Here is a 14,089-nt window from a genome sequence, read left to right on the forward strand (position 1 = left end):
GGTGGCGACTTCATCGATCCCCCTTTCGTCAAGGTCGCCGCGGGGCGCGCATAATGGTGTCAGGAACTACGCCTCGTCAGGCATCGACAAGATGCCGGTCGAAAGGACGAAGCGGAAGTCGGCCCAGCGAGGCGCGAACTCGCGCTTGATAAGCGACGAAATGCGCTCGGCTGCCTGGCAGAGCGCGCTCAAACACGCACCCGGCACGGTTCGTTCATGGCGTGAGTATGACGCGGTACTTTCGCACAAGTGGCCGTCATCCAAGTGGCCGGATCAAATCAGCGGGGTGATCTCCAACTCATTCCGGTCGCGAAACGAATGGGCCAAAATGCGATTTAATGGGCCGTTCCCGACTATGATCGTCGAGAATATAGACGTCGAACACGCTGCCGCCCGGTTGAACGCGAATTAGGACATGGCCTTTCATGCTTTGATAATTGCGCGTGAGCCACGGACCGATCGCGACTTTCGTTGCTTCTTGGATGTGCGTCGCGAAAATGTGTCTTTGCCCTTGCCAAAGATGCTTCGATGTCACCCGCGCCACAACCTCACCGCCGGGTTGATCCGAGGTCCAGGTTTGTTCGACCAGCACTTGAGGCTTCAAATTGCGAAGCCAATCTGCGTTCGTGGCGTCGCGGTTGCCGTGATGGTTCATCGTCATCACATCAACCTCGCCCACCACCGGCGCAATTTTGCTTTCCATATTGAACCAGGCGGGCTGATCGGGTTCGCTCACACCGGTGATGTCGCCACCGGTCACATAGTCGAAATCGCCATAATTGATCTTCAGGACCAAGGAGAGCGGGTTCTCATTGAACTTGCCGTTCCGATCAACGATTTCATCAGCCCTCAGCGTGGACTGCTTCTCCATACCTATGCCGGTCCATATCTCGCCATTCGCGGCAATATTGCGGATCGAAAAGGTCGGATAGCGCTTCCGGTCATGACGAAGCAGCACTTGATCGTCGTGTCCAACCGCGAACCCCTGCGTTTTCAACCGTCCAGAACGAACGCCCGCATCGATAAATCGCAGGTAATTGAGCAGACTTTCATCCTGCTGCTCTCGAAGAGGTCGGGGGAAACTATAGTCTGGATTGCCACGATCGATGAGGATCTTGATCGGCCAGACTTCTGCCACATCCATGATGCCAGTCAGCTTCCATGGACCATGAGCTGACACAGGGGATTCCGGTAACACGGTGCCGTAATGATCAGTGTGAAAATGTGAAACGAAAACATAGTCGATGGCCGTCATGCTCTTGGGCGCAAACTGTCTGATATAATCTGCAATCCACTGGCCGGGACGCAAGCTGCGATCGGGGACGGCGGGTCCGAGTTTCAAAGGGGCATATTTTTCCTCGAAGTCGTCTTCGATGTCTCCTGCGTCGAACAAGATGCTCGTCCCGTCGGGCAGCACGAAAAATGCCGCATTCCCCCGCCCTGTATTGATGTGATGAATGTCCAGCAGACCTTCGTGCCACGAAGGGAGTATCTCACGAGCAACGGGACTGCCGCGCCCTTCCACAGCCGGTTCGAACGCGAACGCCGATGAATGCGCTCCGATCACCGCGCCGGCGAGAATCCACCCCAGTAATCGTCTCGACGCCGCGCGTGCTTTGAACATTTGCCTGCCTTTCAATCGCGACTCGGCGACGGCTTGACTGCCCTGGACTTACGCTTGTCCGATCCACCGTCGATCAACCTTCTGGATCTTAAAGTCCGTGGTCATAGGTAGAATGTATTTTTACTGGTGACAATAAAATCGTAGCAACCAAAGCTCGCGATGCGGCCGCTTCCATCCCAGTCGGGATGGCAACGCGATGAAATGTCGGCCAGAGCCGACCGTTCCACACCCTTCCAAGAGGCGGTATTCTCTCTCACCAAATGCCGTTATCCGTTCCGGTCAGGTGGTGACACGCCTCGAAGAGGAGACCCGGATCGGCAAGGGCGGGACCCTGGCGGCGCAGCTGTCGCGGCTCGACCTGATCGTGCTCGACGAGCTCGGTTATCTGCCGTTCGCCCGCTCGGGAGGGCAGTTGCTGTTCCACCTCATCAGCAAGCTTTATGAGCGCACCAGCGTCATCATCACCACCAACCTCGCCTTCGGCGAGTGGCCTACCGTCTTCGGTGATCCCAAGATGACCACGGCGCTGCTCGACCGCGTCACCCACCACTGCGATATCATCGAGACGGGCAACGACAGCTGGCGCTTCAAAAACCGCAGCTGACCGCCACCTTCGGCGCCTTCAAAAATCTATCTTGCGCTGCGCGCGCCTCCGGTCGGGCTACGCCCGCCCTCCGCCGCACGCAGCGCAAGGCGACCTTCAACTAACCGGCATCATATCCGAAAAGGGGGTCCCTCTTCGGCTCTGACTCACTTTTGGTGCAATAAAGAGGGATGATCGAGAGGTGGCATCAGCCTCGCCCGCAGCAAATCGAGCTTGGCGCGCCCATACATCTGGCGTTTGACGAGCTTCAACTTCGTGATCTGCCCTTCCGTTTGCCCGTTGGACCAGGGCTCTACGATAGCGGCCTTCACCGCATTCCAGTCGTCGCTCAAGCCATTGGCAAACGAACGAAGCGGCGTTTTCCGGGCTTCGTCGATCCATGTGGCGAGCTCGAAGTCTTTCTGTTGCCTGATGATCCGGTGGAATCGGTCGGCAAGATTTCGAACGACGACGAGCGCCGGGACGGCGGCTTCAATCGTCGCGATAAGCGTGGCTTCTGATTGCGAGAGTTGATCGCGTGCCATCGTCATAAGCCGGGCAATCACACGGGCTGATGGAATGACGCGCGACACGTTGTTCGGAGCTGCCTCGTTGCGCCTCCGCCGCGTCGCCCATTCTGCAACGACACGCAGGCTTCCGTTAAAGCCGATGATTTTGAGCCGCCGCCAGAGTTCGGCACCATTTTGGCAACCGGAACGCCATTCGGCATCGAGCGTCCCGAGCCACGGGTCGAGAGAGCTAAGCCGGGTGCGGAACATATCGGATCGTCCGCCACGAGCGACCTGGCGTACGGTCTTGCGGGCATAGCCGGTCGCGCGAACGACCGCCTTGATGGACGCCCCTTTTCCAAGCAGCACACGGATCGCATCATCGGCATCCTGACGCCGCTTGAAGCCTTCGTATTGAAGCCGCTCAGCGCAGGTGAGGAGTTCTGGATCGGGTTCGGCGGATTGAAGTGCCTGGCGAATGGCGCGCATAGATTTACGGACAGCGTCGAGGAACGCCTGGCTGGCATTCTCCATCAAATGCCAGCGATCGGCAATCTGCAGGGCGTCAGGCAAGGCGCGCGCGGCCGCATGCCGGTACCCGCCACCGCGATCACGCGAGATAATGCAGATCTCCGGCCGGGCCTTGAGCCACGCTTCTACGGTGGCGACGCCACGATCGGGGAGGAGGTCGATAATCTGTCGGCGCTCCAGATCACAGACGATCGTGCCATATCGCTGTCCGCGCTTCCACGCCCAGTCGTCGATGCCGATGATCGTAGGCTTAACCTGAGCGCCCTTGAAGCGCCGACGCACAGTTCGAAGCAATGTGTCCTTGCTGACCGGCATCAGAAGGCGGCGCGCCAAGCTGGCCGCCGGACGCCCACCCAGCGCCAGCCCAAGGTGATGTACGATAGAATCCAGGCGGGTCGTACGCCGGGCAAATGTTGCAGTCACATCCGGAGGAAAGCGTTCAACGAAGATACGCGTGGTGCAGCGGGATGTGGCGCAACGAAAACGCCGGGCGACAAGAGTAATCCGAACCGGCCGGCCATGAGATGGTAGATCGGCGAGTGTACGGTGATATCGACTGTGGACACGCGCAGATGGGCGGCAGCAGTTCGGGCAGATCGAAACTCGAAATCGGGATCGCCCGGTGATCAGTATCTGATCGGCGGCATACTCGACCTTGTCGATCACCAATCCTATTGGCGCAATGGCTTCGCGAAAACCGCTCCCATGCATGGCGATATCCTCCTTCGGGGAAACTCGCCATTATCAACGCACTTGCACCAAAAGTGAGTCAGAGCCCCTCTTCGACGCCGATATGGAGTGGGCCCCTTGGGCCGGACAGGGAAGCATAGTTGGATTGACCGGTTGGCCGGGCTTTTGGAGAAGAGCCCATGGCAAGACACCGATCCCATAGCGTCGAGTTCAAGCGTCAGGTCGCGCAGGAGTTTCTGAGCGGCGAGACGCTTCACGCCCTTGCCAAGCGGCACGATATTTCCCGGCAGTTGATCCGCATCTGGGTGGAGAAGTATGAGGCCGGTGCTCTCGATGACGATGCGCGGGCGGCGGATCTGATCCAGGAATATGAGGCGCGGATTGCCGCACTCGAACGCCTTGTCGGCAAACAGGCGCTGGAACTGGAGTTTTTAAAGGGGGCTCTGCGCGACGCACCGCGGCCGAGAAGCGTCGATACATCCGTGATCACCGGCCCGGCGAGATACCGCGACCACCGACAGCGATCATGACCTGCCGGTCTTTCCGGATCGCTCAAAGGACATGATTCTTGATGGTCCCGATCAGCTCTGGGTAGCGGACCTGACCTACGTCGCCATCATTGGCGGCTTTGCCTATGTCGCGATCATCCTCGACGCCTGGTCGCGCCGCGTGGTCGGATATGCGATCGGAAGGTCGATCGATGCGCGGCTCGCCATGGCGGCGCTGAAGGTGGCGATCGAACGACGGCGCCCGCGATCAGGATGCGTGCATCATTCTGACCGTGGATCGCAATACGCATCCCGCATCTATCGAGCGATGCTTGCCGATCATGGGCTGATCGGCTCGATGAGCCGGCGGGGCAACCCCTATGACAATGCCAAGGCGGAAAGCTTCATGAAGACACTCAAGGTCGAGGCGGTTTACCCCATGGCGTTCGAAACCTTCGATGATGTCGCCGGCCAGCTTCCCAGGTTCATCGACGACATCTATAATCAACGCAGATTACATTCCGCGCTCGGCTATGTCAGCCCCGCGCAGTTCGAGCAGCAACACTCCCGGCCCATGGTCAAATCAGCTGCGTGACCCTGTCCGGCCCAAGGGGCCCACTCCAATAGGGGGTCCCTTTTGGGCTCTGACTCACTTTTGGTGCAGATAAGCGGGCTGATCGCAGGGTGGCATGAGTCGCGCTCGAAGAAGGTCGAGCTTTGCGCGTCCGTACATTTGCCGTTTGACGAGCTTTAGCTTGGTGATTTGTCCTTCCGTTTGTCCGTTGGACCAAGGGTCGGTGATGGCGGCTCTTACAGCATCCCAGTCGTCGCTGAGCCCATTGGCGAACGAACGGAACGGCGTTTCGCGGGCTTCTTCGATCCACGTGGCGAGGTCGCAGTCGGTTTGTTGCCTGATCATCCGATGGAAACGCTCGGCAAGATTGCGAACGGAGACGAGCGCCGGGACGGCGTCTTCGATCATGGTCACAAGCCTGGCTTCCGATATCGAGAGCTGATCGCGCGCCGCCGTCATGAGCCGGGCAACCACCCGCGCCGATGGAACGGCGCGTGGCCCGCGACCGGGCGCAGCTTCGTCGCGTCGACGCCGGGTCGCCCATTCGGTCACGACACGCAAGCCACCTTGGAAGCCGCGCCCTTTGAGGCGCCGCCAAAGCTCGGCCCCATTGTGGCAACCGCCATGCCATTCAGCGTCCAGCGTCACCAGCCAGGGGTCGAGAGAGCCGATACGCGTACGGAAAATATCAGATCGTCCGCCGCGCGCAACTTGCCGCACAGTCTTGCGGGCATAGCCAGTTGCGCGAACGATCGCCTTGATTGACGTGCCCTTCAGGAGCAGCGTGCGGATCATGTCGTCGGCGTTCTGACGCCGCTTGAAGCCTTCATATTGAAGCCGCTCAGCGCGGGTGAGAAGGTGCGGGTCAGGTTCAGCCCGCTGCAGCGCGTGGCGAATGGCGCGCATGGATTTACGGACGGCGTCGAGGAATGCCTGGCTGGCATTCTCCATCAAGTGCCAACGATCCGCAACCTGTCTGGCGTGTGGCAAGGCGCGGGCAGCGGCATGACGGTAACCGCCACCGCGATCGCGTGCGATAATAGTGATCTCCGGTCTTTTCTTGAGCCAGGCTTCGACTGTGGAAACACTGCGATCAGGAAGAAGGTCGATAACCCGCCGACGTTCCAGATCGCAGACGATCGTTCCATATCGCTGCCCGCGCTTCCATGCCCAGTCGTCGATGCCGACGATCGTCGGCTTCACCTGCGTCTTGTCGAAACGGCGGCGGACGGTGCGCAGCAATGTATCCTTGCTGACAGGCATTAGTAGCCGGCGAGCCAGGCTGGCCGCCGGACGCCCGCCCAGCGCCAGCCCGAGGTGATGCACGATGGAATCGAGGCGGGCCGTACGCCGGGAAAATGTCGCTGCGACATCTGCTCGAAAACGTTCGACGAAAATGCGTGTGCGGCAGCGCGACGTGGCGCAGCGAAAGCGGCGGGCCACAAGGCTGATCCGAACCGGACGGCCATGAGCTGGCAAATCGGCAAGGGTGCGGTGATATCGACTATGCACACGGGCCGATGGGCGATCACATCCTGGGCAGATAGACGTCCGAGATAGCGACCGCGCGGTGATCTGGAGCTGACTTCTGACGTTCTCGACCTTCTCGATCACCAGTCCTGTCGGCGCGATGGCATCGCGAAGCGCGCTGTCTCCCATGACGATATCCTCCTGCGGAAAATCTCGCCATTATCATCCCGCCTGCACCAAAAGTGAGTCAGAGCCCCTTTTGAACGCCGTTTGACACGTCCCTAATCTGCCCGATAGCTCAGACTTCGGGCGCAGCGCCATCGTCGGCTGCTACCGCTTCGGCGGCAGGAGCTACGGCATCCTCCGCCGGTGCAGGCTGTGGCTGGCGAGGCGGATTTGTGGGCCTGAACCGCTCCCGGAAAGCGGCTTGGTCGTTCAACCGGATCAGGACAGGGTTTTCGCAGGACGACGCCTTGCCGAAGATCACTGCATGGCGCGGTTGCAGCGAAGGCAGGACTTTGGCGTAATCGGAGCCGATGTAGTTGCCAAGGAACTCCTTGCCTGTGTCATCGAAGGTCCGCATGGCGAATATCGTGTTGCACTGGTTGAGGATCGTCTTGGTCACATTGGCCGTGCGCTGCGTGATGAGAAGACAGCCAAGGCCGTATTTGCGGCCTTGCAGGATGGCGCGTGCGCTTGTCGCCGTAGCCATGCGGTCGCCTTCAGCGGCGACCGAGTTCCATTCAGGCACAAGCGTATGAGCTTCCTCATAAATCAGGCAAAGCCGGGCTGTGTCGGTCATGCCCATCTCCTGACAGACATAAAGCGCCGCGTTAGAAAAGATCGCGGTGATCTCGGCGGCGGTCAGGTGGGCCAGGTCGGCATTGCCCTGAAACATGCCGGACACCTGCTTGGTCACGCGGAACTGCGCGGGATTGAGCACCCACAGATAATGGTCATCATCGGCGGCCATGAACTGCCGCATTTGATTGAGGACGGCGCGCTTGAAGGCGTTTCGGGAGCCGCCCTGCTCGCGGTTCTGATGCGCCGCCCCACCCTGCCCAGAGGCAACCAGAGCATCGCGTATGCGCTGCTCATGGGCGGGATCAAGAAAGTCAGCCAATAGCTGTTCGTACTGATTGGTCAGGTCGAGACAGAGAACCTTGATGCCCCGCGCGATCATGCGCTCGACCAACTCGATAGACAGATAGCTCTTGCCGACACCAAGGATGCCGAGGATCGCAGTGTTGTGCGTGACGCACTCGGACGGGTCGAGCCGCACGCCGTATGGGGTGGATGGGAAATGTCCCACGCAATCGTCATCCGGCGCGGCCTCTTCGTTGTCGAGCATGAACACCGGAGCATTGATGCGCGGCATCCACGGCACGGGACTGAACCTCCGCGCGTCGGCATCCCACGATCCGATCTTGCGCGCCTTGGCCCGCGCATAGCCGTATTTGTTTTTCTGCTGCACGATTTCTTCGCGCGTCAGGCCGTCAACGACCTGATAGATGACACGCCGCTCGTCGCCGATGCGGGCTTCGATGAGGCTGCCTTCGGCGAGGCCGGAGTCGTTAATGACCTCGAATTGCATATATTCAGTGCTGGTGTCGCTATCGACGATACCGCAAAGGCGACCGATCCATTGCAGCGAAGGAATTTGCGCGGCTGCTTCCTCGGGCACCGTGATCGAAAGCGCGATGGCGTCCTGAGATTTCGCGGGAAGCTGGTCGGCGTAAGATGCCAGCAATTTTGGCAGCGGCGCGGTCAGGACACGCAACAGGTTCCCTTCATCGCGCCCGACGTAGTTGAGGGCGACGCCAAGCTGTTCGGGGCCGTGTTGGTCGGCAACGACCATTGGGGTGCCACGTGTTACTGTCTTGGGTTCGATCTGCCGGACAAGGACGATGCCGGGCGATTGGTGGGCTGCCACCGTCCCTACGATGTCCTCGCGGCGCAGGGGCGCTTTGCGGTTCCAGAACGAAGCGACGTAGTCCACGATGGATTCGAGCGGTCGGATGATCGCGATGACCGCAAGCGTGGTCAGGATAGCGAATACCTCAACAGGCTGGTCACGGTGGAATAACCAGACAGCCACGATGATAAGGGCGGTGAAGACAATGTTGGGACTGCCAAGCCCCTTCACCGCCCGTTCGCACAGACGCCAGACCAGGCCCGGTTCGATCCCCTGCGAAGGCCGGAAGATCAGGACCAGCAAGGACGTGACAGACACAAGGGCGAACAGGCCAACAGCAAAGCCCAGCACCCAGGCATCGGGCGTCCAACTCACGATGACGGGCACGGCTGGCAGGATTGCGAGCAACGCGGCAACGGCGTTGGTTAGTGAATCCGCTGGCGGCGTGAAGTGCGGGTTGATGAGCCTGCTGCCAAAGAGAAGGCTGATGATTCCGCTCACCAGCCATATCGCCTTATTATCAAGAGCAAGGCCGGTGCTGATAAACTGTGCCTGGACCGCCATCAGTATCGCCAGATAGACGACAAGAAGGACCGCGCGGATTCTGGCGTCAGAAGTCATGTCGCCCCCCGATCCCCTTTATTCCTTCGCCACAACCGTGTCGTAGAGGCCGTAATGGGTCAGCCCCTCGTGGCTCTCGATGCCCGTGTATCTCAAGGATGCGTCCTCGTAGCGCCGGAAGGCAAAGACGGCTTCGTTCATCCGCTCGGTGTTGAACACCTTTAGCCGCACCAGAAGATGGAAGTCGGCAACGGTGAGGCCAGTGACGGAATGGAACAAGTCCGGCTCCAGCTTGGTGATTACATCCTGTAGCGTGTTTTCGCGAAAGTCTGTCAGATACATAAAGGCTGGGATGCGGGTAGCGAACTTAATCAGTTTTTCCTGAACCAGCTTGCGCTTGGACTTGTATTCCTTCTCCTCCTCCGTCAGCTCCTTCTTATCCTTCGCCGACAATTCTCCGCCATTGGCCTTGGCCTTGTCCTTCAGGTCTTTGACGACCTCTGACTTGTTGATGATGGTTTCGATGATGTTGTCGCCAAGGGAGCGCCAGCCCTCGATGCGCTCCACCGCCGCCATCGCCTCGGGGTTGTCCAGCACTCGGCGCAAGGTGTCGTTATCGACATTGACCAGCAGTGCGGATTCCCATTTGCGGGCTAGCAGCGTGGCCGACGTTCCGGCCATCGCAATGTCGAGGATGCCGCCCGCGTCAATCTGGGTCATGTTCGCGCCGTCATAGGCGAGAACTGGCAGGAACGAGACAAGCTCACGCACGGCGTTTTCGGGGTTCGCCTCGCCGGGTGACAGGCCAATGCCATATTCGGACAACTGTCGCAAAGCCCGCGTCGGCGCGAAGTCGAACACGAAACAAACGGGTTTGAGGATTTCTTCCTCGTTCGGGTTATCGCCGTTGGGGTTCTTGATCGACCAGGGCGATTGCACCCGGAACGCCGCCTGAAAATAGGTTTCGGGGGATTTGAGGTTGCGCAGCATCAGGATGGACGACCATTGCGCCACGGTGACGCCGGTGGTCAGCTTGCCGCATGACAGGGTGATGGTCTTGGTGTCAAAGCCGCTACCGACCGCCTGCCGGACGGGCGGCAATGCGTCCAGACCGATGCCCGCCGTGGCACCTGCCGACACGATCATGGTGTAATCGTGCCAGAATACATTATGCTTCTCGGCCAGCAAATTCGCCATAGCGTGACAAGCGGAGACGTTGGGCAGGAACCAGAAGGAATGTTGCAGGTATGCGCAAGCGCGCGCTCGATGGCGTCGGGGTTCCATTTGCCTGATTCGTTCAAAAGCGAAGATGCGGACGTGCGGAAACCGTGAGCGGTCATCTGGTCCTTGGGAAAGCCCATGCGGCGCAAGGCGGCGTTGATCGTATTCTCGCTGAGCGGCCTTTCGCGCGTCCTGACCGACGGGAACACATAAAGCCCGGAGCCGGACAGGGAGCGCATATCGGCGAGGATCGCGAGCGACTGCCGCGATAGCGGCACCGAATGGGGCTGGCGCATCTTCATTTTCCCTTCCGGGATGATCCAGACCGCCTTTTCAAAATCCACCTCCGTCCATTCCATATGCCGGATTTCGCCGGGACGCTGGAAAACGTGGGGCGTGAGTTTCAAGGCATACATGACGGCGGGATCGCCCTGATAATCCTCAATCGCGCGGAGCAATGCCCCGAAAGCCACCGGATCGGTGATTGCGGGGAAATGCTTGACCCTCGCTGTCGTCAGCGCGCCTATCAGCAGTTGGGCCGGATCGCGCTCGGCCCGCGCTGTCGCTACCCCATAGCGAAACACTCGGCTGGCGAACGCCCGGAGAAGATTCGCCGTTTCCAACCGGCCCCGCCGTTCATGCTTACGCAGTTCGTGCAACAGTTCCTGCGGCGTGATTTCCGCGATGGGGCGCTTGCCGAAATCGCTGCCGAGCAGCTTCACGAACCACCGCATCTTTTTCAGCGTCGGCTCTGCCAACCCCTCCCGCGTTTTCTTCTCAATCAGTTCCTCGGCCACGCTGGCGAAACTGTTGTTGGCGCGGATGCTCGCCTCAATACGCGCCTGACGCTTGGCGGCGTTAGGATCAATCGCATGGGCAAGTTGCCTTCGGGCCGCATCACGCGCCGAACGCGCCTCCGCCAGCGTGATTTCGGGATACGACCCCAAAGCCAGCTTTCGCTCCACGCCGTTGATCCGATATTTGACGCGCCAGAGTTTGCTACCGCTCGGATTGACCAGCAGGTAAAGCCCTTGCGCGTCCGTGATCTTGTAGGGCTTGCTCTTGGGCTTCGCTTTGCGGACTGCGGTGTCGGTCAGCGCCATTTGGGGGCCTCGCTTCTGTGGGGGGCCTTGCGAGGCCCCCAATCTTGCCCCCATCAGCCACATTTACAGGCAAACAGAGGCAATCGCCGACGATCAGCGAATGCCCATAAACTAGCTGAAATCTAAGGTTTTTTCAACCATCAGCACGCTTCTGCTGACAGGATTCTGGAGGCCCGAGCCGGAATCGAACCGGCGTATACGGATTTGCAGTCCGCTGCGTCACCACTCCGCCATCGGGCCTCAGGCGCTCAAAATGCGTGGAGAAGCGCCCCTAGCGATTTCGTCGCGCACTGGCAATCCGCTTGTTGCGCAATTTTCGGTAGCACGCCGCCGCTTCGGCCGCGACGAGGCTTGGCGCAGGGCGTCCGGACGGCTATGCGCGGCGGCAGCCGGACTTCGTTGCTGTATTATCATTGCAATACAGCGCGGCATGGGCTAGAAGCTCCCGGCGGAAACGAACGAAACAGCAGAATCGGAAACCGGCTGATGGCAACCAAATACAGCGAATTGAGCGCGGCGGCGATGCGGGCGGCGATGGTCGACAGCCAGCTTCGCACCAGCGATGTCATCGATCCCGCCATCGTCGCAGCGATGGGGGCCGTCCCGCGCGAGGCGCATGTGCCCGCGCAGTTGGCGAGCGTCGCCTATATCGACCGTGCGATCGCGCTCGGCGGCGACCGGATGCTTAACCCGCCGCTCGTCACCGGACGGATGCTCGTCGCCGCCGATATCCAGCCGGGGCAGAAGGTGCTGCTGATCGGCGGCGCGACCGGCTATGTGGCGCGGCTGCTCGCCATGCTGGGCGCCAAGGTTCATGCGGTCGAGGAATCGCCAGAGCTGATCGCGGTCGCCCGCGCCGCCGCGGCCGACACCGACATCCGCTGGATCGAGGGGCCCCTCACCGCCGGCGCGCCCGACGCCGCGCCCTTCGATCGCATCATCATCGACGGCGCGATCGAGCAGTTGCCCGACACGCTGGTCGGCCAGCTCGCACGGCGCGGCCGTCTGGTCGCAGCACGGCGCGACGGCACGGTTACGCGGCTGGTGCAGGGCATCAAGACCGACGGCACGCTGGCGCTGCGCCCATTTGCCGACATGGACGTCGCGCCGCTGCCGGGATTCGCGGCGCCCCGGGGCTTCCGCTTCTGATTCTCCCCTTCCCTCTGGTTCAGGCTGGCAACAGGATGCACGACTCCGACATGAAACCCGTTCGCCGGGGATATTGGCTTGCCGGCATCGCCGCCGGGGCGTTCCTGCTGACCGCGACGCCGGCCGCCGCCGAGACGCTGCAGGGCGCGCTCGCCAAGGCCTATGAGAACAACCCGACGCTGACCGCCGCGCGCGCCGGACAGCGGGCGAACGACGAGAATGTCCCGATCCAGCGGAGCCAGGGCCTGCCGTCGCTTGGCGCGCAGGGCGATTATAGCGAAAATCTGGTGAAGCCCGGCAACAGCTTTTCCTCACCGACGCGGCTGATCGACGCCGGCGGCCGGCTTTCTGTCCCCATCTATCAGGGCGGCGCGGTGCGCAACGCGGTGCGCGCCGCACAATATCGCGTCGAGGCCGGGCAGGCGGACCTGCGCGCGACCGAGGCGAGCGTCTTCGCGCAGGTCGTCGGCGCCTATATGGACGTGATCCGCGACACCGCGATCGTCCAGCTCAATCAAAAGAATGTGTCGGTGCTCCGCACCAATTTGCAGGCGACCAGCGACCGGTTCGAGATCGGCGACCTGACGCGCACCGACGTCGCCCAGTCGCAGGCGCGACTCGCGCTCGCCGAGGGCGACCTGCGCAGCGCCGAGGCGAATCTGATCGCCAGCCGCGAAACCTATATCCGCCTCGTCGGCGAGGCGCCGGTCGACCTCCAGCCGCCGCCGCCGCTGCCCGGCCTGCCCGCCAGCGCCGAGGACGCGGTCACGATCGCGCTGCGGGACAATCCCGACATCGACGCGGCGGACCAGCTCGTCCACGCCGCGCGCGCCGACATCGGCGTCGCGCGCGCCTCGCGCATGCCCAAGCTCGACGGCACCGTCAGCGGCAATTACACCAATTTCCTCGGCTCGGCGTCGAGCGGCGTTCCCGGCGTCGGCGTGTCGCAGAGCCAGACCAGCGCCGCCGCCGGCGTCACGCTGACGCTGCCGCTGTTCCAGGGCGGGCGGCCGTCGGCGCAGGTCCGTCAGGCGCAGGCGCGCACGAGCCAGGCGATCGAGACCTATGTCGCGACCGAGCGCGACGTGATCGCGCAGACGCGCGGCGCCTATGCCGCATGGCAGGCGAACGAGCGCGTCATCGCCGCGACCGAGCAGGCGGTCGGTGCCAACGCGCTGTCGCTGGAAGGGGTTCGCGCCGAGAACAGCGTCGGCACCCGCTCGATCCTCGACATATTGAATGCCGAGCAGGAATATCTGAACGCGCAGGTCCAGCTCGTCTCGGCGCGGCGCAACAGCTATGTCGCGGCCTTCTCGGTCCTCGCGGCGATGGGCAAGGCCGAGGCGCGCGACCTGGGGATCGAGGGCGGCCCGCTCTACGATCCGGCGGTCAATTACGAGCGCGTGCGCGGCCAGATCTGGGATTGGGCCGACGATCCCGCGCCGCAGCAGCAGGCGACCGATACGCGCGCGGTGCCCGCCGCCGATGCCGGCGTCCCGGCCGACGCCAGCAACCTGCCGCACCAATAGGGCGTTCCAGCAGGGCGAAAACGGCCGACGACCCCGAAAACGCGGCAAAACGCAAATCCGGGGCGCCGGGCGTGAAATCCGCAATCTGGGGCTTGGCAAGCCCCGCCCCGGACCTTTATGATCGTGGTTAACGCCCGCCGCG

10 protein-coding genes, 1 tRNA gene and 1 pseudogene are annotated in these 14,089 nt (G+C 61.6%); 5 read left to right on the forward strand and 7 right to left on the reverse strand.

Annotated elements, in window-relative coordinates; translation table 11 throughout:
• Positions 1-298: 298 nt before the first annotated feature.
• Positions 299-1,624, reverse strand: coding sequence for a ComEC/Rec2 family competence protein (locus C3E99_RS19850; RefSeq protein WP_158682321.1), 1,326 nt, complete (start codon positions 1,622-1,624; stop codon positions 299-301).
• 283 nt (positions 1,625-1,907) lie between these two features.
• Here C3E99_RS19850 and C3E99_RS14660 point away from each other — a divergent pair.
• A pseudogene (locus C3E99_RS14660) lies at positions 1,908-2,228 on the forward strand (ATP-binding protein); the annotation flags it as partial.
• A 146-nt stretch (positions 2,229-2,374) separates the two neighbouring features.
• On the opposite strand, the gene C3E99_RS14665 reads toward C3E99_RS14660, so the two are convergent.
• The gene (locus C3E99_RS14665) at positions 2,375-3,958 is read right to left on the reverse strand and encodes an ISL3 family transposase (protein ID WP_104959409.1); all 1,584 of its coding nucleotides are present in this window, start codon (positions 3,956-3,958) and stop codon (positions 2,375-2,377) included.
• 158 nt (positions 3,959-4,116) lie between these two features.
• Between C3E99_RS14665 and C3E99_RS14670 the strand changes: the two genes are divergently transcribed.
• Positions 4,117-4,467: a transposase gene (locus C3E99_RS14670; RefSeq protein ID WP_104960006.1), complete on the forward strand. Its 351-nt coding sequence runs from the start codon at positions 4,117-4,119 to the stop codon at positions 4,465-4,467.
• A gap of 1 nt (position 4,468) precedes the next feature.
• Positions 4,469-5,020 carry an IS3 family transposase gene (locus C3E99_RS14675; protein WP_104960007.1) on the forward strand — a complete coding sequence of 184 codons (552 nt, stop codon included), beginning with the start codon at positions 4,469-4,471 and terminating at the stop codon, positions 5,018-5,020.
• A gap of 54 nt (positions 5,021-5,074) precedes the next feature.
• Here C3E99_RS14675 and C3E99_RS14680 read toward each other — a convergent pair whose 3' ends face one another.
• The 5 genes from C3E99_RS14680 to C3E99_RS14700 form a co-directional block, all read right to left on the reverse strand.
• Positions 5,075-6,658, reverse strand: coding sequence for an ISL3 family transposase (locus tag C3E99_RS14680; protein ID WP_104960008.1), 1,584 nt, complete (start codon positions 6,656-6,658; stop codon positions 5,075-5,077).
• 109 nt (positions 6,659-6,767) lie between these two features.
• The gene (locus tag C3E99_RS14685; RefSeq protein ID WP_104960009.1) at positions 6,768-9,005 is read right to left on the reverse strand and encodes an ATP-binding protein; all 2,238 of its coding nucleotides are present in this window, start codon (positions 9,003-9,005) and stop codon (positions 6,768-6,770) included.
• Between the two features lie 18 nt (positions 9,006-9,023).
• Complete coding sequence (locus C3E99_RS14690; RefSeq protein ID WP_234002495.1) at positions 9,024-10,091, reverse strand: hypothetical protein; 1,068 nt, start codon at positions 10,089-10,091, stop codon at positions 9,024-9,026.
• On the reverse strand, positions 10,088-11,269 hold the full coding sequence (locus tag C3E99_RS14695) for a tyrosine-type recombinase/integrase (protein ID WP_104960010.1): 1,182 nt from the start codon (positions 11,267-11,269) through the stop codon (positions 10,088-10,090). The genes C3E99_RS14690 and C3E99_RS14695 overlap by 4 nt, the downstream gene beginning before the upstream one ends.
• A gap of 166 nt (positions 11,270-11,435) precedes the next feature.
• Positions 11,436-11,509, reverse strand: a tRNA-Cys gene (locus C3E99_RS14700).
• Between the two features lie 246 nt (positions 11,510-11,755).
• Here C3E99_RS14700 and C3E99_RS14705 point away from each other — a divergent pair.
• Both C3E99_RS14705 and C3E99_RS14710 read left to right on the forward strand, forming a co-directional pair.
• Positions 11,756-12,418 (forward strand): protein-L-isoaspartate O-methyltransferase family protein, encoded by a 663-nt coding sequence (locus C3E99_RS14705; protein ID WP_067186235.1) that lies wholly within the window; start codon positions 11,756-11,758, stop codon positions 12,416-12,418.
• Positions 12,419-12,468: 50 nt separating this feature from the next.
• On the forward strand, positions 12,469-13,947 hold the full coding sequence (locus C3E99_RS14710) for a TolC family outer membrane protein (RefSeq protein WP_234002496.1): 1,479 nt from the start codon (positions 12,469-12,471) through the stop codon (positions 13,945-13,947).
• The last annotated feature ends 142 nt before the right edge of the window (positions 13,948-14,089 follow it).

Source organism: Sphingopyxis sp. MG (assembly GCF_002953155.1).
Lineage (GTDB): Bacteria > Pseudomonadota > Alphaproteobacteria > Sphingomonadales > Sphingomonadaceae > Sphingopyxis > Sphingopyxis granuli.